The following is a 23,065-nucleotide window of genomic DNA, read 5'->3' as shown; positions in this document are numbered from 1 at the left end:
CCTTTTGTCTGCACGTTGTTCAGCCGAGACGCTTCTTCACCGCCGCCACGGTAGCCTCTGCCGTGATTCCGAAGTGCCGGAACAGATCTTCCGCCGGCGCGCTGGCGCCGAAGCCCTGCATGCCGATGAAGATACCGTCCGGCCCGAGCCAGCGATCCCAGCCGAAGGGCAGCGCCGCCTCGATCCCCACACGCAACACGTCACCCAGCACCAGGTTCCGGTAGCCCTCATCCTGCAGGGCAAACAGCTCCCAGCTGGGCAGGGACACCACGGCGGTCGGGATGCCCTCCGCCTCCAGCGTCGCGCGGGCGGCGATGGCGAGATGCACCTCCGATCCGGTGGCGATCAGCGTGGCGCGCCGGGCGCCGGAGCTTTCGGCCAGCACGTAGCCGCCGCGGGCGCAGCGATTCTCGCCCGAATCCGCGCGCAGCGCCGGCAGGTTCTGCCGCGACAAAGCGAGCACGGAGGGACCATCGGCGCGCTTCACCGCCAATTCCCAGCACTCCGCCGTCTCCATCGCATCCGCCGGGCGGAACACCGCCAGGTTCGGGATGATGCGCAGCGAGGCCAGCGTCTCCACCGGCTGATGCGTCGGCCCATCCTCGCCCAGGCCGATGCTGTCATGCGTCAGCACATGGATGACGCGCTGGCGCATCAGCGCCGCGAGGCGCAGCGCCGGGCGCAGATAGTCGGCGAAGACGAGGAAGGTGCCTGAATACGGGATCAGCCCGCCATGCAGCGCCATGCCGTTCATCGCCGCCGCCATGCCGTGCTCGCGCACGCCGTAATGGATGTAGCGGCCGGCAAAATTGCCTGGCGAGACGGCGGGGATGCCCTTGACGTTGGTATTGTTGGAGCCTGTCAGGTCGGCCGAACCGCCAACCAACTCCGGCACCGCGGGCACCAGCGCTTCCAGCGCGCGCTGGGAGGCGATGCGGGTGGCGATCTTCGGCCGGTCCTCGGCGTGTTTCGCGCGCAAGGCGGCGAGCGGCTCATGCCAGGATTCCGGCAGACGGCCGGCCATGGCGCGCTCGAACTCGTCCTTCTGCGCGTGATTGGCCAGGCGCTTCAGCCAGGACCGGCGGGTGCCGGCGCCGCGGCGGCCGGCTTCCTCCCAGCGCCCCTTCAGCCCTTCCGGCACCTCGAACGGCGCGTGGTTCCAGCCCATCGCGGCCTTCGCGGCATCGGCTTCCGCCTTGCCAAGCGGTGCCCCGTGGCTGGAGGCGGTGCCGGCCTTGGTCGGCGCGGTAAAGCCGATGATGGTGCGGCAGGCGATCAGCGTCGGCTTGCGGTTCCGCATCGCCCAGGCCATCGCCGCGGCGACCTGTTCATGGTCGTGGCCGTCGACGCGGCGGGTCGCCCAGCCATAGGCCTGGAACCGGCGCAGCGCGTCATCCGACAGCGAGATCGAGGTATCGCCATCGATCGAGATGTTGTTGTCGTCATACAGCACGCAAAGCCGTTCCAGCTTCATGTGCCCGGCGAAGGAGGCCGCCTCGTGGCTGATGCCCTCCATCAGGTCGCCGTCGGAGGCGATCACCCAGGTCCGATGGTCCACCAGGGACTTGCCGAAGCGCGCCGCCAGCATGCGTTCGGCCAGCGCCATGCCGACCGCGGTGGCGATGCCCTGGCCGAGCGGGCCCGTGGTGGTCTCGATGCCCGGATGCTCGCCGAATTCCGGGTGGCCGGCGGCGGGGGAGTGCAGCTGGCGGAAGCGCTTGATGTCCTCGATGGACATGCCTTCCTGTCCGGTCAGGTGCAGCAGCGCATAGAGCAGCATGGAGCCATGCACGGCGGACAGGACGAAGCGGTCCCGGTCGTGCCAGCGCGGGTCGGCGGCATCGTATTTCAGGAAGCGCGTGAACAGCACCGTCGCCACATCGGCCATGCCCATCGGCATGCCGGGATGGCCGGATTTCGCCTGCTCGACCGCATCGATGGCCAGCGCGCGGATGGCATCGGCCATGCGCCGATCCTCGCTGGCAGGGCGGGCAAGCAGAAGCGCCTGGGCAGCCTGGGCGGCGGTCGGCTCGGCGCGGGGCTGGCTATCGGGTTCGGTGGTGGCCAAGGGGATACTCCAGATGGCCCTGCCTATAGACATCGGTTGGGCCTGCGACAACCCGATGCGCCACCGCGCCCCGCGAGGTCGGCGGCGTGCGCCGTTCTGCCGGCGGCCGGGGACGCCCGGATGAGGATGCGTCTCATTCCCATAAAATCGTTTTATCACAAGACGTTGCAGGCGCCCTGCGGGCTTTCTGCGCGTGACTTGGGGGGCGCGGGCCGGGTAGGGTGTCCGCCATGCAGATCGCAACCACCCCAGTCCAGGAGCCACCGTCCGAGCCGACGCGGGACGGCCTGCCGCCGATGCCGCCCGGCCCGCCGCATGAGGAACGGCATTTCGCCGCGCTGTCCCCGATGCGGGAAGTGGTGGCCGGCGCCGCGCAGGGGCTGGTGCTGCCCTTCGCGGTGACCGCGGCGCTGGCCGGCTTGGGCACCGCGCCCGTCCCGACCATCCTCGCCGGCCTCGCCGCCGCCGCCGGTGGCGCGGTCGCGGCCGGGCTGGGCAGCGCCATGGCCGCGCGCGATGCAGCGGCACGCTACCAGCTGGAACGGGCGCGGGAGGAGGAGGAAAGCCACCTCTACCCGGACCGGGAGCGGTGGGAGGTCGCGGCCATCCTCCACCGCTATGGCGTGCGCGGGCAGGTGTTGCGGCAGGCGGTGGAGGCCATTGCCAGTGACCGCCGGCGCTGGGTCGATTTCATGATGCGCTTCGAGCTGGATCTCTCGGAGCCCGATCCCGGCCGCGCCGCCCGGTCCGCCACCATCCTGGGTGGGGCGCAGGTGCTGGCCGGGCTGCTGCCGGTGCTGCCTTATATGGTTGCCGGCCCGGGCGCGGCGCTGGGCTGGTCTGCCGCTGCCACCTTCGCCGCCCTGGCCGCGCTCGGCGGCTTGCGGGCGCGGTCGGAGGATCTGCCGCCCTTGCGCGGGGCCTTGCAGGCCCTCGCGATCGGGGGTCTCGCGGCGGTGGCGGCCTGGCTCCTGGCCGCCACGCTCGGCTGAACCGCCTCAGTTCGCCGGCTGCCTCGGCGCCTGCTGGTTCTGCTGCTGGTTCTGCTGCTGCTGCTGCTGGGCGATGGACTCGCGCAGGCGGGTCAGCGTGGCCTGGGCCTGGCGCGTCTGCTCGGTCAGCTCCGTCGCCTGGCGAGCGGCTTCCGCCGCAGCCCGCTGGCGTTCCGCCAGGGCGGCGCCGGCCTGCTCGGCGGATTGGCGCAGCTCGGAGAGGCGGGCGGTCTGCGCCTCCACATTCGCGGTCAGGCCGGACAGACGCTCCGTGGCGGCGCGCAACTCGGCGGAGACCTCCTCCAGCCGCGTCTGGGCCTGCTGCGCCTCACGCTCCGCCGTCTGGCGAGCCTGGTTCAGCCGCTCCGCCTCAGCCTCGGCGCGCTGTGCTGCCTGGCGGCGCTGATCCCGCTCGGCCTCGGCCGCGGCCGTCTCGTTCCGCAGCGTGGCGAGGCGCTGCTGCGCTTCGCCGGCCTGGCGGGTCGCCTGGCTGATATCGGACTGGGTCGAGGACAGGCGGCTGGCGGCCTGTTCGGCGCCCTGCGTCGCCTGCTCCAGCCGGGTCTGCACCTCGGCCAGGGCGGAGCGGCGGGCGGTCAGGTCGTTCTCCATCAACGCGGTCTGGTCGCGCAGGGCGCGCAGCCGCTGCTCGGCCCCGGCAATCTCGGCACGACGCCCGGTCAGCTGTTCCTGTGCCTGCCCTGACTCCCGCGTCAGCTCCCTCAGCCGCTGCTCGGCGTTCTGCACGCCGGCATTCAGCTCTGATGCGCGGGCTTCCAGGCCACGCAGCGCTTCCGCGGTGGAGTCACGGCTTTCGGCGGCGCGGGTCTGCGCCGTCTCGGCCTCCTCGACGCTGCTGCGAAGCTCGGTCAGGCGGGTTTCGGACTGGCGGATCTGGTCCTGCAGTTCCGCGGCCCGGCTGCCGAGCGTCTCGGCTTCCTGCGCCGCGGCATCACGCGCCTGCTGCGCTGCCTGGGCGGCCTGCTCGGCCTGTTGCTGCGCCTGCCGGCCGGCCTCGGATTGCCGGTTCAGCTCCGCCAGGCGCTGTTCCGCAGCGGTGGCCTGCGCCGTCAGTTCCTGCGCCCGCTGCTCGGCCGCCACGCGCGCCTGCTCGGCCGCCTGCGCCCGCGCCTCGATGGCGGGCAGCGCCCCGCTGGCGGCGCGTTCCGTGGCCAGGGTTGATTCCAGCCCGGCGCGCTGCGTTTCGGTTCGCGCGGCCAGCTCCCGCGCCTCCCGCGCATCGCCACTGACGGAGATAACGGTGATCCATCCGATCACGCCGAACAGCAGCAGGAGACCGGCGGCGATCTGGGCCGGACGTGGCCAGGTGGTCGGGTTCATGATGCGCGGGCTCTCCTTGGGTGATTGCGGGCGAGGAGCAGGACCTGCCCCGCGCCAAGCGCCTCAATCACGTGAAAGTTGCGCGGCACGATGCGAACTTCGGCGCCTCATCGCAAGCTGCGGTTGGCCCGCGCGACCACGGCCTCGAACAAGACCTGGCAACCGGCCTCGGCCTCCGCAGGCTCGATGCTTTCGGCTTCGTTGTGGCTCAGGCCGTCCTTGCAGGGGCAGAAGATCATCGCCGCCGGCATGCGCCGTGCGACATAGACCGCATCATGCCCGGCACCGGAGACCATGCGCCGCGCAGGGTAGCCGAGGCGCTGGCTGGCCTGCTCGACCAGCGCCACGCAGTCCGCGTCGAAGGGCTGTGCCGCATAGTGGAGCACCTGGGTCAGTTCCAGCCTGCAGCCGGTTTCCGCCACCACGGCGGCCGCCATGGCCGGAAAATCCCGCGCCAGCCCGTCGATATTGGCGCTGTCCGGGTGGCGGAATTCGATGCTGAAGCGGACCTCGCCCGGTATCACGTTGCGGCTGTTGGGTTCCACCTTGAGGAAGCCCACCGTGCCGCGCCCATCCTCGCCGCGATCCCGCATCAGACCATCAACCAGCGTGATGACCTGCGCCGCGGCCACCAGCGCATCGCGGCGCGAGGCGGGCGGGGTGGTGCCTGCGTGGCTGTCCTGGCCGGTGATGCAGGCATCCCACCAGACCTGCGCCTGCGCGCCGGTGACGATACCGATCATCTGGCCACCGGCCTCCAGCATCGGGCCCTGTTCGATGTGCAACTCGAAATAGGCATCGGCCGGGAAGGGGGCGGCCGGGTGCTCGCCCTGGTAGCCGATGTCCTTCAGGGCCTGTTCCACGGTGACGCCCTGCTGGTCGGGCAGGGCGTAGCTGCGTTCGATGGGATAGACCCCGGCCCAGGTGCCGCTGCCCATCAGGGACAGGCCGAAGCGGCTGCCTTCCTCATCGGTCCAGTTCACCAACTCCAGCGGTGCCTCGGTGGTGATGTTCAGGTCGTGCAGCGTGCGCATAACCTCCATCCCCGCCATCACGCCAAGCGCGCCATCGTATTTCCCGCCCGAGGGCTGGCTATCCAGATGACTGCCGAACAGCACGGGCAGGCGCGTGGGGTCGCGGCCTTCGCGGCGGGCGAACATGTTGCCGATGGCATCCACCCGCACCGTCAGGCCCAGCGCCTCGCACTGAGACCGGAAATCGTCGCGTGCCGCCTTGTCGATATCTGTCAGCGTCAGCCGCCTCACGCCGCCCTTGGGCGTGGCGCCGTGGCGCGCCATGGCCATCAGGCTGTCCCACAGGCGCTGGCCGTCAATCCGCTGGTTGGTGCCGCTCATCCTGCCACCCCATTCGTCCTGCGCATCATCTGCGCCGGAATGCCCCGATTGGCCAGATCGCAGGCTTGCAGGCGGCCGGCGGTGCTGCGAATCATTGGGGCGGAAACCCCGTGAAAGGCCCTCGCCATGGCGCATGCGCTGAACGCTGCCCCTGCCATTCTCCGCAATTCGGAACTCGATGCCGATGCGGTGCGCGCCGCGCGGGTCGATCTCGCCGCGACCCTCCGCATGGCCGCCCGCCTCGGCATGCATGAAGGCATCTGCAACCACTTCTCCCTGGTGGTGCCGGGGCGGGACGATCTGTTCCTGGTGAACCCCTATGGCTGGGCCTTCGCGGAAATCACCGCCTCCCGCCTCCTCATCTGCGACTACGAAGGCAATGTGGTGGCCGGCGAGGGCGTGCCGGAGGCGACCGCCTTCTACATCCACGCCCGGGTCCATAAGAACCTGCCGCGCGCCAAGGCGGCGTTTCATACCCACATGCCGAACGCGACGGCACTGGCCATGCTGGAAGGCCCGCCGCTCGCCTGGGCCGGGCAATCCGCGCTGAAATTCTACGGCCGCACCGTGGTGGATGAGCACTACAACGGCCTCGCGCTGGATGAGCGGGAAGGCGACCGCATCGCGGCTTCCATCGGCGATGCCGACATCGTCTTCATGAAGAACCACGGCGTCATGGTGGTCGGCGCCAGCGCGGCGGAGGCCTGGGACGATCTGTACTACCTGGAACGCGCGGCGGAGGCGCAGCGCCTGGCGCTGTCCACCGGCCGCCCGTTGAAGCCGGTGCCGCCGGAGATGGCGCAGAAGACCTATGACCAGATGCGTCTCGGCGACCGCGAAAGCGCGGTGCTGCATCTGGAGAGCATCAAGCGCCGCCTGGCGAAGGAGGAGCCGGACTACCTCGATTGAGCCGCCCCGCGGCGGGATTGACCCCCCGCGCAGCGCTGGACCCGCGCGGCCTGGCGCTGTTGCTGGTCACGGTGGTCGGCTGGGGCCTGAACTGGCCGGCGATGAAGCTGCTGCTGGTGGAATTGCCGCCGTTTTCCATGCGGCTGGCCTGCGCCGCCATCGGCATCGCCCTGCTGTTCGCCATCGCCCGCTGGAAGGGGGAGGCGCTGGGGGTGCCGCGCGTCCTGTGGCCGCGGCTGGTCATGGCGAGCCTGCTGAACGTCACGGCCTGGATGGGCCTCGCGGCCTTTTCCCTGCTGTGGCTGGCGGCGGGGGAGGCGACCATCGTCTGCTACACCATGCCGGTCTGGGCCTCGATCTTCGCCTGGATCATCCTGGGCGACCCGCCGAGCCGGATGCGGATTGCCGCGCTGGCGCTGGGTCTTGGCGGGCTGCTGGTGCTGGTGCTGGGCTCCGGGCTTGATCTCGGGCTGGCCAAGCTGCCGGGGGTGGCGGTGGCGCTGTCGGCCGCGGTGCTGTTCTCGCTCGGCACGGTGGTGACGAAACGCTGGCCGATGGCGCTGCCGCCCACCGCCTCCGCCGCCTGGCAGCTCACCCTCGGCTGCGTGCCGCTGCTGATTGGCGCACTGGCCGTGGAGACGCCCGATTTCGGGGCGCTGTCGGCGGGGAGCTGGGCGGTGCTGCTGTATGGCGGCATCGGGCCGCTCGGCCTTTGCTACCTCGCCTGGTTCGCCGCGCTGCGGCGCCTGCCGGCGGAGGCCGCGGCCTCCGGCACCCTGCTGACGCCGGTGATCGGCGTTGCATCGGCCGCGCTGTTCCTCGGCGAGGCGCTGGGGGTGCGGGAGGTGGTGGCGCTGTCCATGACCATCGGGGGGGTGATACTGGCGGTGCGCGGCTGATCGGGGCATAGGCCGGGCATGACCGAGCATCCGTTGATCCGCCTCGCCCCTGGCGGCGACCGCCGCGTGAAGGGGGGCCACCCCTGGGCCTTCTCCAACGAGATTGCCATGACCCCCGCGCTGCGCGCCATCCCGCCCGGCACCCCGGTGCGGCTGGAAGGCGATGACGGGGTGAAGCATGGCGTCTGGCACTTCAACCCGCACAGCCTGATCGCCGCCCGCCGCCTGGATGCGGACCCTGCCGCGGCGATCGACGCGGCCTGGTACCAGCAGCGCCTCGCGGCCTGCCTGGCCCTGCGAGGGCGCCTGTTCGACGCACCCTTCTACCGCCTGGTGCACGCCGAGGCCGATGGCCTGCCCGGCCTGGTCATCGACCGCTACGGCGATGCGGTGGCGATCCAGGCCAATACCGCCGGCATGGATGCCGCGACGCCGCATATCCTGGCCGCACTCAACGCCCTGTTCGCGCCACGCCTGGTGGTCGCCCGCAACGACAGCGCCGTGCGCAAGCTGGAGGGCCTGGCCGAATCCGTCACCGCCTTGCAGGGGGAGGGTACGGCGACGGTTGAGGAATCCGGCCTCAGCTTCCCGGTGGATCTGCTGGGCGGCCAGAAGACCGGCTGGTTCTTCGACCAGCGTGCCAATCGCGCCATGGTCGCGCGTCTGTGCCAGGGCCGGACCATGCTGGACGCCTTCTGCCATACTGGCGGCTTCGGCCTGGCCGCGGCGGCGGCGGGCGCGGCGGAGGTGACGCTGCTGGACCGCAGCGAACACGCGCTGGACCACGCCATGCAGGCTGCGCGGCTCGCCGGCTTCGCCGACCGCGTCACCCCCCTGAAGGCGGAGGCGCTGGAACATCTTGAAAAAATGGCCGCCAGCGGCCGGCGCTTTGATGTGGTGGTGGCGGACCCGCCCGCTTTCGCCAAGACCCGCAAGGACCAGCCGGCGGCGCTGCGCGGCTATGGCAAGCTTGCGCGGCTGGCGGCCGGGCTGGTGGCGAAGGAAGGGATATTGTTCATCGCCTCCTGCTCGCACCATGTTTCCCCGGGCGATTTCACCGATGCGGTGGGCTGGGGCGTGCACAAGGCGAAGCGGGAGGCGCGGCTGCTCGCCACCGTCGGCGCCGGGCCGGATCACCCGGTGCATCCCGGCCTGCCGGAAAGCGCCTATCTCAAGGGCCTGCTGCTGCACCTGACGTGAGGCGCGCGCCACCTCTCCGCGCCTTCCGCGCCACGGCCTATGAGGCTGCGGGCGCTGTGGCACGCATCGGCCGGCGCAGCGCGGCGGTGGATGCGCTGCTGGCGCGGCATGGTGTGGCTCAGGCCGGCTTCATCACCGCCTGGAACCCGCTCAGCCGCCGCATGCCGCAGGGCTGGAACCACCGCATGCAGGCCCGCCTGCACCAGTCGGCGCGCGGGCGGCTGCTGGCGGAGGGCTGGGGCCGGGCCAAGGGCTGGGCCGAGCACCACCTTCTGTTGGAAGGCGACCCGCGCCGCCTGGCGGTGCTGGCGCGGCGCTTCCGGCAATGGGCCATCGTCACCGTCGCGCCGCGCCAGCCGGCGCGGCTGCGCTGGGCGGTTCAGCCGCCGCGCGCCGGATAGGCGCTGTAGCCGCCGATGACGATGCGCCGCACCCCGGCGAAGCGGATCTGTTCCTCACCCAGCGCGATGGTGCCGCGCACGCCGGCCACGCCGATCTCCCCCAGCAGCAGCCGGGGCTTGCCGGCGGAATTCGGTTCCACCCGGATGGCGGCCAGTACCTGTTCCAGCGTGCGGTCGGTATCGTCGAGCTGCAGGGTATGGACGCCTTCCTGCACCGAGATCACCCGGCTGCCATCGCCGGGGTGCCAGATCAGGGTCTCGTTTCCCTCACGCAGCCGGTGGTTCAGCGGGCCGCCGCGCCAGCGCCCCTGTGCCGGGACTTCCGGCATGATGAAGTCGAGGTCCCACTTCCCATAGCCCGGTGCAGTATCGTTCATGGCCTGATCTCCAGCTTGGTTTCGCTGGGCGGATCAAGCGCTTCCGGGCGCCGCACCTCCAATCCGAAGGCCCTTTCGGGCCGATAGGCGCAGCCGATGCCCCGGCCGGGGGCATGTCATCACCGGGGCTTTTTCACAGGAAGCGTTCGCGGATATCCACGCTGCTCTCGCGGCCGAGCTTGTCGAAATGCGCCTCCAGCCACAGCCCGGCGGCCTCCCGCCCGTAACGCTTCAGGGTCATCAGGAACTCCCAATCCCCGTTCAGCTTGGTGCTGAGCTTGAAGTCGCGCATCCGGGCCTCGTCCTCGATGCAATGGACGAACAGCTTGCGGTAGCGCGGCTGTTCCAGCCGACCGGCCTCCAGCAGCCGCTGCACGAAGTCGATGGCGCGCATCTCCGCCATCAGGGATGCGTTGAAGCTGATCTCGTTCAGCCGGTTGACGATTTCCGTCGGCCGCGTCGGCAGCTCGTCCCGCACGATGGGGTTGAGCTGCACCAGCACGATATCCGGCGGCCCGCCCTGTTCGTACAGCGGCCAGAGCGCCGGGTTGCCGAGGTAGCCGCCATCCCAGAACGGCTCGCCATCGATCTCCACCGCCTTGAAGAATTGCGGCAGGCAGGCGGAGGCGAGCAGCGTGTCCACCGTCACCTCATGCCGCGCGAAGACCCGCGGCTTGCCGGTGCGGACGGAGGTGGCGGAGATGAACAGCTTGGGGCCCTTGCCGTGGCGCAGGATCTCCGGGTGGATCTCCTCCTCCAGCACCTGGCGCAGCGGGTTGAATTCGAAGGGGGTGGGATTGAGCTGGTAGGGGGACATGACGCGGGTCAGCGTCTCGAAGGTCTGGTAGGCGACGGACCAGGTCAGGTCGTGGCCCCAGATCGCCTTCTCCAGCGGGGTGTTCTGCAACGGGCTGTTCGCCATGCGCCCGGCGGCATTGCGCCAGAAGCTGTCGAGCGCCTGCCGCGCGCCATCCCGCCCGCCCTGGCAGAGGCCCTGGACGAAGATGGCCGCGTTCATCGCGCCGGCGGAGGTGCCGGAGACGGCCTCGAATTCCAGCCGCTCCTCCTCCAGCAGCCGCTCCAGCACCCCCCAGGTGAAGGCGCCGTGGGTGCCACCGCCCTGCAGCGCCAGATTGATGCGGCGGGTTGCTGGGGCGGTGCGGGCGGCGCGCGGGGTGGGGCCGGGCGCGGCCCCGGCGGCGCCCAGCGTATCGGCCGCCTCTGAGCGGAATTCGTGTTCGATCATGTGTTTCCGTTCAAAACCTGCCCGCAAAAGCGCTGGCGGTCCGCGCACTTAAGCGGAACGAGGCCGCGAACGCGGCCCGCGCCCAGACTGCCCGCTTCACCTTGCGAAACAGTGCAGGGCGCGAAGGCAAGCGGCCGCAGGCCGCGCCCGCCATTTGAGGGCATGAACATTATTGAGCGGTCCAGCCGCCATCGATGGACAGCGCGGTGCCATTGATGCTGCCGCTGTTCGGACCACACAGGAACAGCGCCATCTCCGCCACTTCCTCCACCTCCACCCAGCGCTTGGTCGGCTGGCGGTCAAGCAGGAAGTCGGTCAGCGCCTTGTCCTCGGTGACGCCGTGCTTCTCGGCCAGCGGCTTCACCTGGGCTTCGGCCAGCGGGGTGCGGACGAAGCCGGGGCAGATGGCGTTGCAGGTCACCGGGCCGCGCGCCACTTCCAGCGCCACCGACTTGGTCAGCCCGACCACGGCGTGCTTGGCCGAGACATAGGCGGTCTTGTAGGGGCTGGCGACCAGACCGTGCGCGGAGGCGACATTGACGATCCGCCCGAAGCCCCGCGCCTTCATCCCCGGCAGCGCCGCCTTGATGGCGTGGAAGTTGGAGGCGAAGTTGATGGCGATGATCCGGTCGAACTTGTCATCCGGGAAGTCCTCGACCGGGGAGACGAACTGGATGCCGGCATTGTTCACCAGGATGTCGCAGGCGCCGAGCTCGGCCTCGCAGGCCTTGACCATGGCGCGGATCTCCTCGGGCTTCGACATGTCGGCGCCGGAATAGGGCGCTTCCGCCACGCCCATCGCCTCGCCCACCTTGGCGCGGGCGCGGGCGATCTCGGCCTCGCTGCCGAAGCCGTTCAGCATCACCTTGGCGCCGGACTGGGCAAAGCCCAGCGCGATGGCCAGGCCGATGCCGGAGGTGGATCCGGTGACGAGGGCCACCCGGCCCTCCAGCTTTTTCGTCATGTTGGCGCCCTCATTCTGCATTGCAGCATCTTGCGCGCGAGCCTCGCTTACGGAAGGCGCTTGAGCAAGCCGACAACGCGCTTGACCAGTGGTGAGAGCAGCTTCGGCGCATAGAAATCCCCCGCCGCCCGCTTCGCCGCCTCGGCCAGGGTCGGGTAGGGCAGCACCAGCCCGGCCAGCGCCGAAAGCGGCAGCTTGCGGCCGATCAGCAGAGCGAAGGTGCCGGCCATCTCGCCCGCATGCGGCGCCAGGATGCCGGCGCCGAGCAGCCGGCCCTTCGGCGTCACCACCAGCTTCACCAGGCCTTCCTCGATCCCCTCCGCCACGGCGCGGTCGGTCTCCGCCACCGGGAAGCGCAGGATGGTGACCTCATGGCCCGCCTCGCGCGCCTCGGCCTCCGTCAGGCCGATCTGGGCGAGTTCCGGGTCCGTGTAGGTGACGCGCGGCAGGGCGGCATAATCCACCTTGGCCGGCAGGCGGAACAGCATGCGCCGCGCTAGGATGCCGGCATGCTGGGACGCCACATGGGTGAAGGCGCGCGGGCCGATGCCGGCGGGGTCCGCGATGTCGCCCACCGCCCAGACCCTTCGGTTGCTGGTGGAGCGCAGCCCGGCATCGGTGGCGATGCCCAGCTTCGTCGCCGTCACCTGGCCGGCCGCCAAATCCAGCCCCGCCAGCCGCGGCGCGCGGCCCACCGCCAGCAGCAGGTGGGTGCCGCCGATCTGCCTGCCATCCTCCAGATGCGCCACAAGCCCCGGCCCGCCATCCTCGGCCCGGTCGGAGGTCACGCGGGCGAGCCTCGCGCCCTCCAGCAGCGTCACCCCATCCCGGGTCAGGGCGCGGCGCAGCCCATCGGCCAGTTCCGGGTCGTCCCGGCCCGCAATCCGCCCGGCCTCGATCACCGTCACCAGGCAGCCGAGGCGGGCATGCGCCTGCGCCATCTCCAGCCCGATCGGGCCGCCGCCGAGGATGATCAGGTGGCCCGGCGGGTCCTCCAGCTCGAAGATCGTCTCATTGGTCAGCCAGGGTACCGGGCCGAGGCCCGGGATATCCGGCACGATCGCCTGGCTGCCGGCGGCGATGACGCAGCGGCGGAAGGTCAGGCGGCGGCCGCCGGCCTCGATCATGTCCGGCGCCACGAAATGCGCCGAGGCGCGGATCACCTCCACCCCCATGCCGCGGAAGCGGGCCTCCGAGTCGATCGGCGCGATATGGGCGATGGCGCCCTGGATGTGACGGCGGAGCGCGGCCCAGTCGATCTCCGGCTCGGGCAGGCGCACGCCGAATCGGTGGGCGCGGCGGGCGGCATGGGCGGCGTGGGCCGCGGCCAGCAGCGCCTTGGACGGCACGCAGCCATAATTCAGGCAATCGCCGCCCATCCGCCCGCGCTCGACCAGTGCCACCTTGAGGCCAAGGGCCGCGGAGAAGGCGGCGACGGATAGTCCGGCGGCACCGGCACCGATCACCACAAGGTCGAAATCGGGCATCATGGCTCCATCTGCGGGGTGAGGCGTTGCATGTGGCGGCCCTCATGCCTGATCCGCGCGGTTGACGGCAGGGGTGGCGCTTCCCTATACGTCCGGGCCTCGCCGGGGTGGCCTTGTTTTGTGGGGCCGCCGCCGGCATTTCCTCTAGATACCAGCCGGTGCAGGAATGGCCAGGGAGACTCCCCTGGGCCGCCTGGGGCCGGAGCCCGCGGGAGTGTGTCGTGAAGCGTACTTATCAGCCCTCGAAGCTCGTCCGGAAGCGCCGCCATGGCTTCCGCGCCCGCACGGCGACGGTCGGCGGGCGGAATGTGCTGGCGAATCGCCGGTCCAAGGGCCGCAAGAAGCTCTCCGCCTGAGATCGCGGCGGGCAAACTTGTGTCATGCCGGCGCGCCCGCCCCGTCTGAAGCTTCGCCGTGAATTCAAGCTTGTGGCATCCCGCGGTCTGCGCGCAGCGCGGCCGGGTGTGGTGGTGCAGGTTCTGAAGGGTACGGACGGCCCGCTGCGGGTCGGCTTCACCGTCACCAAGAAAGTCGGCAACGCCGTCATCCGCAACCGCGCCAAAAGGCGGCTGCGGGAGGCGGCGCGATTGCTGCTTGGCCAGGATGCACCGCCGGGCTTCGACCTGGTGATGATCGGCCGGGAAGCGACGGCCGAGCGCGACTTCCGCACCCTGCTGGGCGACCTGCGCGGTGCGCTGCGGCAAGGCGGCGTGCTGCCGCCGAAGGAACCGCCAGGCGGCGTGCTCCCGGCCAAGGAGTCGGTCCCATGACCCCACAGCAGCATCTGCTGCGCGGCGCGATCCGCACCTACCAGCTCACCCTGCGGCCGATCATCGGCTGCAACTGCCGCTTCTACCCGCATTGCAGCGAATACGGGCTGGAGGCGGTGGCCGAACACGGGGCGCTGCGAGGTAGCTGGTTGACCGCGCGCCGTGTATTGCGCTGCAACCCCTGGCATCCGGGTGGCTACGACCCGGTGCCCCTCACTTCCCCGAACGTCCCGGGGCCGGCAGATACGGCCGCCCCGCGACCGACGAAAGGCTGAATCAGGCCGTCATGGACCAGAAGCGTCTCCTCGCCGCCATCGCCCTTTCGGTCGGCATCCTGCTGTTGTTCGACCTGTGGAACCGCCCGCAGCGGGAGGCGGAGCAGCGCCGCCAGGCGGAAATCGCCGCCCAGGCCCCCGCGACACCCGGCGCCATCGCCCCGGGCGTGCCCGTCGCGCAGGCGCCGGTGCCGGTGCCCGCCGGTGGCGCGCCGCTGGCCCAGCCGGGCGCCGCCCCCGGCAGCACCCTGGCCGCGGTAACCCCCGGTCTGCCGCCGGAACAGCGCATCCGCCTGGAGAATCCGCGCCTGCAGGGCAGCATCAGCCTGCGCGGCGCGCGGCTGGATGACGCCATCCTGCGCGGCTACCGGGAGACGGTGCGGCCGGACAGCGCCCTGGTGCGCCTGCTGGCGCCGCGCAGCGATGCGAACCCCTATTTTGCCCAGTGGGGCTGGACCGCCGCCGATGGCCGCACCCAGGTGCCCGGCCCGGATACGGACTGGACCGCGGACGGTAACAGCCTGACGCCCACCACCCCGTTGACGCTGCGCTGGGACAATGGCCAGGGCCAGGAATTCACCATCCGCCTCGGCATCGACGAAGATTTCATGCTCACCGCCGAGCAGAGCGTCCGCAATGCCAGCGCGGAGCCGGTGCAGGTGCTGCCCTGGGCCCGCGTGCGGCGTGAGCGCACGCCGCCGACCGCCGGCTTCTTCATCCTGCATGAAGGCTTCACCGGCGTGCTGGGCGGCCGCCTGACGGAATGGAGCTACAGCGACGCCAAATCCGAAGCCGAGCGCCGCCGTGGCGGCCCGGCGATGGAGCAGGAGACCACCGGCGGCTGGATCGGCTTCACCGACAAATACTGGCTGACGGCGCTGACGCCGATGGACCAGGCAACCCAGATCCGTTCCGCCTATCGCCATTCGGCGGAGGGTGGCCAGGATCGCTGGCAGGTGGATATGGCGCCGCCGGCGGTGCAGACCGTGGCGCCAGGGGCCGTCGCGGGCCTCGCCACGCGGCTGTTCGCGGGCGCCAAGGAAGTGCGCCTGCTGGATGGCTACGCCGACAACCTGGGTATCGAGGGTTTCGACAAGGCGATCGACTTCGGCTGGTTCTACTGGATCACCAAGCCGTTCTTCTACGCGATCGACTGGCTGTTCGGCATCTTCGGCAATTTCGGCGTGGCGATCCTGGTCTTCACCCTGGGCCTGAAGCTTGCCTTCTTCCCGCTGGCCAGCAAGGCCTACACCTCCATGGCCCGCATGAAGGTGCTGGCGCCGAAAATGACGGAGGTGCGGGAGCGCTACAAGGACGACCCCGCCAAGGCGCAGGCCGAGATGATGGCGCTGTACCGGTCGGAGAAGGTGAACCCGGCATCCGGCTGCCTGCCCATCCTGTTGCAGATCCCGGTGTTCTTCGCGCTGTACAAGGTGCTGTTCGTCACCATCGAAATGCGGCACGCGCCGTTCTTCGGCTGGATCCGCGACCTTTCGGCGCCCGATCCGACCAACCTGTTCAACCTGTTCGGCATCCTGCCCTACGACCCGACGCAATTGTCCAGCTTCCTGCACATGCCGGCCTGGGCCATCGCGATGGGCATCACGATGTGGCTGCAGTTCAAGCTGAACCCGACGCCGCCGGACCCCATCCAGGCCAAGATCTTCGCCTGGATGCCGCTGATCTTCACCTTCATGCTGGCCAGCTTCCCGGCCGGCCTGGTGATCTACTGGACCTGGAACAACCTGCTTTCCATCGCCCAGCAGTACTACATCATGCGGACGGACAAGAAGCGGCAGGCTCGCGCCGCAGCCGCGCCAGCCCCGGCGAAGCCGGCGGCGGCCATCGCCGCCCCCAAGCCGGCACCGAAGGGCAAGAAGTGATCATCACCACCCCCTCTGGCACCCCGATTGAGCTTCCCCCGGGCGGCTTGGCGGAGGCGGTGGATGATGAGCAGCGCGCCGGCCTGATCGAGGCCGGGCGCCTGCTGTTCGCGCGCCCCTGCACCTTCTTCTACGCCTCCCAGGCCATCAACCAGCTGCCGCCCCTGGCGGGGCCGGAGGTGGCCTTCTGCGGCCGGTCCAATGTGGGCAAATCCTCGCTGCTGAATGCGCTGACCGGGCAGAAGGCGCTGGCGCGGGTTTCCGTGACGCCGGGCCGCACCCGGCAGCTGAACTTCTTCCGTTGTGACGAGGGCCAGCTCACGCTGGTGGACATGCCCGGCTATGGCTACGCCAAGGCCTCCAAGACGCTGAAGGAGGATTGGCAGGGCCTGATGTTCGATTTCCTGCGCGGCCGGCCGACGCTGCGGCGCGTGCTGCTGCTGATGGATGCCCGGGTGGAGATCAAGCCCGCCGACCGCGCCGCGATCGAACTGCTGTCCGATGCCGCGGTCGCCTTCCAGATCTGCATCACCAAGGTCGATGACGTGAAGAAGGCGCAGCTGGAAAAGCGCATTAAAGAACTTGAGTCTCTGGTTAAAAAAAGAACGGCGGCGCACCCCCTGATGCTGGTGACGAGCAGCGAAACGGGGCAGGGTATTGCGGAGTTGCGGGCGGAACTGGCGGCGGTCGCGCGGCTGGGCTGAGCGCGGCTTTCAGCCCTGCTTAACGCACCCCTCCGCATAGTTGGGCCGGCACGCGCCCGATTGGCGGGCAGGCTGCCGACCCTGCCCAAGGATTACCCTTCATGTTCCGACGCCTGGCCCTCGCCGCCGTCCTGCTGGCGGCTGCCGCCGCGCCTGCGGCCGCGCAATGCGACACGCGCTTCACGCTGCGCAACAACTCCGGCACGCAGGTCAACGAGTTTTATTTCGGGCCCTCCGCCAACTCCAACTGGGGCCGCGACCGGCTGGGCGAGAATGTGCTGGCGACAGGCCGGCAGATGAACTTCACCCCGGGCGGCCAGGGCGGCGCCTATGACTTCAAGCTGGTCTGGGCGAATGGGGAGACGGCGGAGCTGATGCGGGTGAACATCTGCGAGGCCTCCGAGATCATCGCCACCCGCCGCGGCATCGAGGCGCGCTGAACCCGGCAGCCTCCGCGGGCGGCGTGTGCCGTCCGCGGGCTTGACCCTCGCTTCCATTGGCCGCAAACCGCGCCGCCCGCGGCGAAAGGCCCGGAGCGAGCACCGGGGACGCCTGCCATGACCGATGACGCGCTCGACCAGATGGCGATCCTCGCCGGCGCCTTGCCCTTCCTGAAGCGCTACGACGACCAGATCGTCGTGGTGAAGTACGGCGGGCACGCGATGGGGGAGGAGGACGCCGCCCTGCGCTTCGGCCGCGACATCGCGCTGCTGGAGCAGGTGGGCGTGAACCCCGTGGTGGTGCATGGCGGCGGCCCGCAGATCAACGCGATGCTCAAGCGACTCGGCGTGAAGTCCAACTTCGTCCAGGGCCTGCGGGTGACGGATGAGGAAATGCTCGACGTGGTCGAGATGGTCCTGGCCGGGCCGGTGAATAAGCAGGTCGCCTCCGCCATCACCCGCGCCGGCGCCATCGCGGTCGGCATCTCCGGCAAGGATGGCGGGCTGATCCAGGCGCGCAAGCTGACCCGCACTTATCGCGACCCCGACAGCCATATCGAGAAGGTGCTGGACCTCGGCTTCGTCGGAGAGCCGGAGCATGTCGACCCGCGCGTCCTGAAGCTGCTGATCGGCGCCGATATAGTTCCGGTCGTGGCCCCCGTCGGCGTCGGCGCCGATGGCCAGACCTACAACATCAACGCGGATACGGTGGCGGGTGCCATCGCCGGTGCGCTGGGCGCCGAGCGGCTTTTGATGCTGACCGATGTGCGCGGCGTGCTCGGCCCGGATGGGCAGTTGATCCCGGAGATGACGGTGGCCGAGGTCAAGGCCGGTATCGAGGCCGGCTGGATTTCCGCCGGCATGATCCCGAAGGTCGAGACCTGCATCTATGCGGTGGAACGCGGCGTGAAGGCCGCGGTCATCGTCGATGGCCGGGTGCCGCATGCGGTGCTGCTGGAATTGTTCACCGGCCAGGGCGCGGGCACGCTGATCCGCGCCTGAGGGAATGCTGCCGCCATCAGGCGGGCAGCCCCTCCAGCAACTCCGCCTGCCATTGCAGCTCCGCCTCCCCCAGTGCCCAGCGGCCTTCCGCCGTTGGGTGGACCACCTCGGCCGGGCCGAGGCCGCCCAGCACCGCCTGGACCTCGGCCGCCAGTGTCGCCGACCATCCGGCGCTGTGGCACAGCCCGGCGATCGCCCGGCCGCTGCGTAGCGCCAGCGCCGCCTCCACCCGCGCCTGGCTGACCCCGGCGGCCTCTGCCAGGCGGATCAGCAGTGCCTCCCGGTCACCGGCCTGGGCGGCGGCGAACAGCTCCGCCTCCGCATCCTGGGCGTCCTCCGCCGCCAGGCTGGCGGTGACCCGGCTGCGCAGCGCGGCGGCCAGGCCTTCCGGCAGATCGGTCCGTGCCGCCAGCGCGCCGAGCAGCTGGTCTGTCACGATCTCCCCCAGGGCGCGGGCCGCCTGGGCCGGAAGCTGGGCGCGCCGCACCAGGGCCGCCTGCCAGCTCGGCCGGCTGCCGGCACCGGCCACCAGGCGGTCCAGGGTCGCCTCCCGGATCGCGGCGGAGGGGTTGGCCAGCAGGGCCGCCACCGCGGGTGTGTCGGCGGTCTGCGCGATGGCGTCCGACAGGGTCTCGCTGAGCGCCGGGCGCCGGGCAACGGCGCGGCGGGTGGCGGGCACCGGGGGGGTGGCGATCAGCGCCAGCAGATCGGCCTCGGTCAGCAGCGGCGACAGGCGGATCACCGGCTCCGCCACTGGCATGGCGGTGTCGCGCGCCAGGCGCAGGATCAGCTCCCGCGGTGCGTCCGGCATGTCGCGCACCGCATCGGCGATCGCCGCTCGTACTTCTACCGCCGTGTCCTCGACCAGCATGGCCAGCGTGCCGGCGGAAATCCGGGCCATGCGGCTGCGCGCCTTGCTGTCCAGCTCCGGCGCCAGGGCGGCGATGCGCCCGGCCAGCACCCGGCGCACCTCCGCATCCGCATCGGCGGCCAGCAGGCGGGCCACGGCGGGCGGGGTCGCGGCATGGGCGGCGACCGCCTGGCGCACCTGGGCCGCCGGGTCCGCGGCCAGGAAGGTCAGCAATTCCGGCGAGGCGTGCGGCGCCCGCGCAACGGCGGTGCGGGCGGCCGTGTCGCCATGCCGGGCGGCGTGGAGGTCCTCCGGTCGGTCGGTCACTTCCGGCGATCCCCGAGGGCGCGCTTGGCGGCGTACATGGCGGCATCGGCGCGGGCCAGCAATTCCGCCACCGGCTCTCCGCTGCGGGCCATGGCGACGCCCAGGCTGGCGCGCAGCGCGGCCGGGCCGGCTTCCGGCCATTCCGGCAAGGGGCCGGGCGCGCCGAGGGTGCCGATGCGGCATTCCGCCTCCAGCTGGCTGGCGCCGTGCAGCCACAGGCAGAACTCGTCGCCGCCCAGACGCGCCGCCAGATCCTCCCGCGCCGCGGCGGCGCGCAGGCGGGCACCCATGGCGCGCAAGGCGGCGTCCCCGGCCTCATGTCCCAGGCGATCATTCAGCGGCTTCAGGCCATCGAGGTCGAGGAACACCAGCGCGCCGCCGGCCGCCACCTGGCGCTCCAGCGCCGCGGTGAAGCCGCGCCGGTTCAGCAGGCCGGTCAGCGGGTCGCCATCCGCCGCCGCGGTCAGCGCCTTCTGCCGCAGAACCTCTCCCTTCAGGGCCGCCATGGGCAAGGCGAGGGCGGCGAGCAATTCGCGATCATCCGAATCAAGCGGCGGTTCCTGCGGGTCCCGCCAGGCAAGCAGGCAGGGCCCCGCCTCGGTGCAGGCCACGGCGTGGTGCGGGGTGCCCGCAAGGCTGCCGGTCGCAAGGCTGCCGGTTGCAAGGCTGCCGGGCGCGAGCGTGCCCGGCGGCGGCAACAGGTGCAGCGGCGGCGGGTGGTTGACCACATGCGCCGCCCGCCAGGATTCGCCCTCCGGCACCAGCAGCGCGGCACCCTGGCAGTTCAGCGCCGCGGGCAGGGCCGCCAGCATGGCGCCCAGCGCCGCTTCGGCGCCGCCCTGCCGCTGGCCGAGGCGCAGCAGCCGGCCCAGCGCATTGGCCCGGCGCAGCGCGCGCGCCACCACCTCGCTGCGGCGTTCCGCCGCGGTGACATCGCGCGCCGAGCCACGCAGCCCCTCGCCATGGCGCAGCAGGGTGAATTCCAGGCAGGCGGTGCTGCCATCGGCGCATTCCAACCAGGCCTTGGTCATGCGCTGTCGGCGAAAGGCACCGATGCCGAAGACCCCGGGGCCGGGGCCGGCGAACAGGGTGACGGCCGGTGCGCCGATCAGCGATTCCGCCGGGTGGCCCAGCACCGTCTCCGGCGCCAGGAAGGTGAAGCGGCCCTCGGCATCCGTCTCGAACAGCAGATCCGCCGAGAGAAGGGCGAAGTCACGCCATCGGGCGCGGCTGTCGAGCAGGGCCGAGGCCAGCGGTTCCCGGGCAGCATGACCGGGAGGCAGGTCGGGCGAGGGGGGCGAAAGCGGGGGCGGTCCGTCCATGCCCGAAGGGTAGGGTGGATGCGGTGAAGGCGGGGTTAGCAAACACCGCCTTGCGGGGGGCTCGCCCGCAGGAAGCGGGCGGGGCGCGTTGACAGCGCGGTGGCAGCCTATGCATGGTCCGGCGCGAAGCAGAACCGCCACACGGCCAGCCAGGACACACCGCAGACCATGGACACGACCACGCCGCTGAAGGCCAAGATCGAGGCGCTGTGGGACCGGCGTGACACGCTGAACGCCCAGACCCAGGGCGAGGACCGGCAGGTTGTGGAAACCGCGCTGGAACTGCTCGATTCGGGCAAGGCGCGAGTCGCGCAGCCCGGCGCGGATGGCGCCTGGCATGTGAATCAGTGGCTGAAGCAGGCTGTGCTGCTGTCCTTCCGCCTGTCGGACAGCGCGCCGATGGATGTGGGCCTCGGCGCCTATGACAAGGTGCCGCTGAAATTCGCCGACTGGGGCGCCAACCGCTTCAAGGAAGCCGGCTTCCGCGCGGTGCCTGGCGCCGTGGTGCGGCGTTCGGCCTTCATCGCGCCGGGCGTGGTGCTGATGCCGTCCTTCGTGAACCTCGGCGCCTATGTCGATAGCGGCACCATGGTGGATACCTGGGCCACCATCGGGTCCTGCGCGCAGATCGGCAAGAACTGCCACATCTCGGGCGGCGCCGGCATCGGCGGCGTGCTGGAGCCGCTGCAGGCCAATCCGGTGGTGATCGAGGATGAGTGCTTCGTCGGCGCGCGTTCCGAAGTGGCGGAAGGCGTGATCGTGGAGCGCGGCAGCGTGCTGTCGATGGGCGTCTTCCTCGGCGCCTCCACCAAGATCATCGACCGGGCGACGGGCGAGGTCTTCATGGGCCGGGTGCCGGCTTATTCGGTGGTGGTACCTGGCAGCCTGCCGGGCAAGCAGCTGCCGGATGGCTCGCCGGGACCCAGCCTGTATTGCGCGGTGATCGTGAAGCGGGTGGATGCGCAGACGCGGTCGAAGACCTCGATCAACGAATTGCTGCGGGATTGATGCGGAACGACGTTCCGGACCCTGTGCCGCTGGCTCAGGCTCTGATCCGCTGCCGGTCCGTCACGCCCGCCGATGACGGCGCGCTGGCGGTGCTGGAGGCGGCGCTGGCGCCGCTCGGCTTTGCGTGTGAACGGCTCCGCTTCGGCGAGGTGGAGAATCTGTTTGCGATCCGGGGCGAGGGTGGCCCGCACCTGATGTTCGCCGGCCACACCGATGTGGTGCCGCCCGGTGCCACCGGCTGGACCGCCGACCCATTTGGCGGCGAGGTGCGGGACGGGCTGCTTTTTGGCCGCGGCGCCACGGACATGAAAGGCGGCGTCGCCGCCTGGGTTTCCGCAGTGGCCGATGTGCTGGACCGCCGGCCGGATCTGCCCGGGACCCTGTCGCTGCTGATCACCGGCGATGAGGAAGGCCCCGCCACGGACGGCACGGTGCGCGTGCTGGATTGGCTGGCCGCGCGGGGTGGCATTCCGGATTGCTGCGTGGTGGGGGAGCCGACCAGCAAGGTCGTGCTGGGCGACACCATCAAGGTGGGCCGGCGCGGTAGCCTGAATGCGACGCTCACGGTGCATGGCACCCAGGGCCACAGCGCCTATCCGCAGCGCGCCGACAACCCGATCCATCGCCTGGTGCGGGTGCTGGCGGCGCTGACCGGCACGCCGCTGGACCAGGGCAGCCAGTTCTTCGAGCCTACGACCTTGCAGGTCACCAGCTTCGATGTCGGCAACCCGGCGACCAATGTCATCCCGCCCAGCGCCACGGCGCGGCTGAACATCCGCTTCAACGACCTGCACAGCGAGGCGAGCCTGACCGCACATCTCCGCGCGGCGCTGGAGCGCGATGCGCCGCGGCATGAATTGGCGGTGGTGTGCAGCGGCGAATCCTTCCTCACCCAACCCGGCCCCTTCGTCGCCGCGCTGGAACGTGCCGTTCTGGCGGAGACCGGGCAGGCAGCCACGCTGGATACCGGCGGCGGCACATCGGACGCCCGATTCATCGCGCGGCACTGCCCGGTGGCGGAACTCGGCGCCGTGGGGGCCACGATGCACAAGGCGGATGAATCGACGCCGGTCGCGGAATTGCGGGCGCTCACCCGGCTTTATGCCCGGGTGATCGAGGAGGTGCTCGGCTGAGCGGCGCCCCCAACCCGCCGCCGGACGCGCCACCGCCAGGTGGGCTGCCGCCGGAGCCGCCGCTGCGCCTGGCGATCACCGCCGGGCTGATCGGCGCGCTGCTGCTCGGGCG

Annotated in this window: 23 protein-coding genes; 14 read left to right on the top strand and 9 right to left on the bottom strand. The window is 70.8% G+C overall.

The features are described from left to right. Nucleotides 1-19: 19 nt before the first annotated feature. Nucleotides 20-1,966 carry a transketolase gene (gene tkt, locus Q8S40_RS23990; protein ID WP_305672440.1) on the bottom strand — a complete coding sequence of 649 codons (1,947 nt, stop codon included), beginning with the start codon at nucleotides 1,964-1,966 and terminating at the stop codon, nucleotides 20-22. A 332-nt stretch (nucleotides 1,967-2,298) separates the two neighbouring features. Between tkt and Q8S40_RS23985 the strand changes: the two genes are divergently transcribed. Continuing rightward, complete coding sequence (locus tag Q8S40_RS23985; RefSeq protein WP_305672424.1) at nucleotides 2,299-3,060, top strand: VIT1/CCC1 transporter family protein; 762 nt, start codon at nucleotides 2,299-2,301, stop codon at nucleotides 3,058-3,060. A gap of 6 nt (nucleotides 3,061-3,066) precedes the next feature. On the opposite strand, the gene Q8S40_RS23980 is transcribed toward Q8S40_RS23985, so the two are convergent. Both Q8S40_RS23980 and Q8S40_RS23975 read right to left on the bottom strand, forming a co-directional pair. Beyond that, entirely contained in the window at nucleotides 3,067-4,401 is a 1,335-nt protein-coding gene (locus Q8S40_RS23980; protein ID WP_305672423.1) for a hypothetical protein, read from the bottom strand. A gap of 107 nt (nucleotides 4,402-4,508) precedes the next feature. Further along, complete coding sequence (locus Q8S40_RS23975; RefSeq protein WP_305672422.1) at nucleotides 4,509-5,756, bottom strand: Zn-dependent hydrolase; 1,248 nt, start codon at nucleotides 5,754-5,756, stop codon at nucleotides 4,509-4,511. 126 nt (nucleotides 5,757-5,882) lie between these two features. On the opposite strand from Q8S40_RS23975, the gene Q8S40_RS23970 reads away from it, so the two are divergent. Genes Q8S40_RS23970 through Q8S40_RS23955 form a run of 4 tightly spaced genes read left to right on the top strand, consistent with a single transcriptional unit; the run spans nucleotide 5,883 to nucleotide 9,165 of the window. After that, on the top strand, nucleotides 5,883-6,665 hold the full coding sequence (locus Q8S40_RS23970; RefSeq protein WP_305672421.1) for an aldolase: 783 nt from the start codon (nucleotides 5,883-5,885) through the stop codon (nucleotides 6,663-6,665). A 17-nt stretch (nucleotides 6,666-6,682) separates the two neighbouring features. Beyond that, nucleotides 6,683-7,564 (top strand): DMT family transporter, encoded by an 882-nt coding sequence (locus Q8S40_RS23965; RefSeq protein ID WP_305672420.1) that lies wholly within the window; start codon nucleotides 6,683-6,685, stop codon nucleotides 7,562-7,564. 18 nt (nucleotides 7,565-7,582) lie between these two features. Continuing rightward, nucleotides 7,583-8,764, top strand: a complete 1,182-nt coding sequence (locus tag Q8S40_RS23960) for a class I SAM-dependent rRNA methyltransferase (RefSeq protein WP_305672419.1) — start codon at nucleotides 7,583-7,585, stop codon at nucleotides 8,762-8,764. Further along, nucleotides 8,761-9,165, top strand: a complete 405-nt coding sequence (locus Q8S40_RS23955; protein WP_305672418.1) for a DUF3293 domain-containing protein — start codon at nucleotides 8,761-8,763, stop codon at nucleotides 9,163-9,165. Before Q8S40_RS23960 ends, Q8S40_RS23955 begins: the two co-directional genes overlap by 4 nt. Here Q8S40_RS23955 and Q8S40_RS23950 read toward each other — a convergent pair. The 4 genes from Q8S40_RS23950 to Q8S40_RS23935 all read right to left on the bottom strand — a co-directional run bounded on the left by Q8S40_RS23950 (nucleotide 9,144) and on the right by Q8S40_RS23935 (nucleotide 13,239). Beyond that, nucleotides 9,144-9,542 (bottom strand): hypothetical protein, encoded by a 399-nt coding sequence (locus Q8S40_RS23950; RefSeq protein WP_304809752.1) that lies wholly within the window; start codon nucleotides 9,540-9,542, stop codon nucleotides 9,144-9,146. The genes Q8S40_RS23955 and Q8S40_RS23950 overlap by 22 nt on opposite strands. Nucleotides 9,543-9,675: 133 nt before the next feature. Continuing rightward, a complete protein-coding gene (locus Q8S40_RS23945) occupies nucleotides 9,676-10,788 on the bottom strand; it encodes a patatin-like phospholipase family protein (RefSeq protein WP_304809750.1) in 1,113 nt (370 codons plus the stop codon). Nucleotides 10,789-10,957: 169 nt separating this feature from the next. Then, entirely contained in the window at nucleotides 10,958-11,752 is a 795-nt protein-coding gene (locus tag Q8S40_RS23940; RefSeq protein ID WP_304809749.1) for a 3-hydroxybutyrate dehydrogenase, read from the bottom strand. A gap of 47 nt (nucleotides 11,753-11,799) precedes the next feature. Next, a complete protein-coding gene (locus Q8S40_RS23935) occupies nucleotides 11,800-13,239 on the bottom strand; it encodes an NAD(P)/FAD-dependent oxidoreductase (protein ID WP_305672417.1) in 1,440 nt (479 codons plus the stop codon). A gap of 221 nt (nucleotides 13,240-13,460) precedes the next feature. Between Q8S40_RS23935 and rpmH the strand changes: the two genes are divergently transcribed. The 7 genes from rpmH (at nucleotide 13,461) to argB (ending at nucleotide 18,313) form a co-directional block, all read left to right on the top strand. Continuing rightward, on the top strand, nucleotides 13,461-13,595 hold the full coding sequence (gene rpmH / locus Q8S40_RS23930; RefSeq protein WP_168054392.1) for a 50S ribosomal protein L34: 135 nt from the start codon (nucleotides 13,461-13,463) through the stop codon (nucleotides 13,593-13,595). Between the two features lie 24 nt (nucleotides 13,596-13,619). Further along, a complete protein-coding gene (rnpA, locus tag Q8S40_RS23925) occupies nucleotides 13,620-14,009 on the top strand; it encodes a ribonuclease P protein component (RefSeq protein WP_305672416.1) in 390 nt (129 codons plus the stop codon). Beyond that, nucleotides 14,006-14,284, top strand: coding sequence for a membrane protein insertion efficiency factor YidD (gene yidD, locus Q8S40_RS23920; RefSeq protein ID WP_305672415.1), 279 nt, complete (start codon nucleotides 14,006-14,008; stop codon nucleotides 14,282-14,284). The genes rnpA and yidD overlap by 4 nt, the downstream gene beginning before the upstream one ends. Nucleotides 14,285-14,295: 11 nt before the next feature. Then, nucleotides 14,296-16,167, top strand: a complete 1,872-nt coding sequence (gene yidC, locus Q8S40_RS23915) for a membrane protein insertase YidC (protein ID WP_305672414.1) — start codon at nucleotides 14,296-14,298, stop codon at nucleotides 16,165-16,167. A gap of 59 nt (nucleotides 16,168-16,226) precedes the next feature. Continuing rightward, nucleotides 16,227-16,871 (top strand): ribosome biogenesis GTP-binding protein YihA/YsxC, encoded by a 645-nt coding sequence (gene yihA, locus Q8S40_RS23910; RefSeq protein WP_371136880.1) that lies wholly within the window; start codon nucleotides 16,227-16,229, stop codon nucleotides 16,869-16,871. A gap of 101 nt (nucleotides 16,872-16,972) precedes the next feature. Beyond that, entirely contained in the window at nucleotides 16,973-17,311 is a 339-nt protein-coding gene (locus tag Q8S40_RS23905) for a hypothetical protein (RefSeq protein ID WP_304807601.1), read from the top strand. A gap of 117 nt (nucleotides 17,312-17,428) precedes the next feature. Beyond that, nucleotides 17,429-18,313, top strand: coding sequence for an acetylglutamate kinase (gene argB, locus Q8S40_RS23900; protein ID WP_304807599.1), 885 nt, complete (start codon nucleotides 17,429-17,431; stop codon nucleotides 18,311-18,313). A 16-nt stretch (nucleotides 18,314-18,329) separates the two neighbouring features. Here the strand turns inward: argB and Q8S40_RS23895 are convergent, their stop codons facing one another. Together Q8S40_RS23895 and Q8S40_RS23890 are read right to left on the bottom strand one after the other, a co-directional pair. Then, nucleotides 18,330-19,490: a DUF2336 domain-containing protein gene (locus Q8S40_RS23895; protein ID WP_305672413.1), complete on the bottom strand. Its 1,161-nt coding sequence runs from the start codon at nucleotides 19,488-19,490 to the stop codon at nucleotides 18,330-18,332. Continuing rightward, a complete protein-coding gene (locus tag Q8S40_RS23890) occupies nucleotides 19,487-20,812 on the bottom strand; it encodes a diguanylate cyclase (protein WP_305672412.1) in 1,326 nt (441 codons plus the stop codon). The genes Q8S40_RS23895 and Q8S40_RS23890 overlap by 4 nt, the downstream gene beginning before the upstream one ends. 168 nt (nucleotides 20,813-20,980) lie before the next feature. On the opposite strand from Q8S40_RS23890, the gene dapD reads away from it, so the two are divergent. Both dapD and dapE read left to right on the top strand, forming a co-directional pair. After that, nucleotides 20,981-21,820, top strand: coding sequence for a 2,3,4,5-tetrahydropyridine-2,6-dicarboxylate N-succinyltransferase (gene dapD, locus Q8S40_RS23885; protein ID WP_305672438.1), 840 nt, complete (start codon nucleotides 20,981-20,983; stop codon nucleotides 21,818-21,820). Then, nucleotides 21,820-22,953, top strand: a complete 1,134-nt coding sequence (dapE, locus tag Q8S40_RS23880; RefSeq protein WP_305672411.1) for a succinyl-diaminopimelate desuccinylase — start codon at nucleotides 21,820-21,822, stop codon at nucleotides 22,951-22,953. The genes dapD and dapE overlap by 1 nt, the downstream gene beginning before the upstream one ends. The last annotated feature ends 112 nt before the right edge of the window (nucleotides 22,954-23,065 follow it).

This window comes from Falsiroseomonas sp., from assembly GCF_030695085.1.
Lineage (GTDB): Bacteria > Pseudomonadota > Alphaproteobacteria > Acetobacterales > Acetobacteraceae > Falsiroseomonas.
The sequence above is the reverse complement of the archived record's forward strand: the minus strand, read 5'-3'. Positions and strand labels throughout refer to the sequence as shown.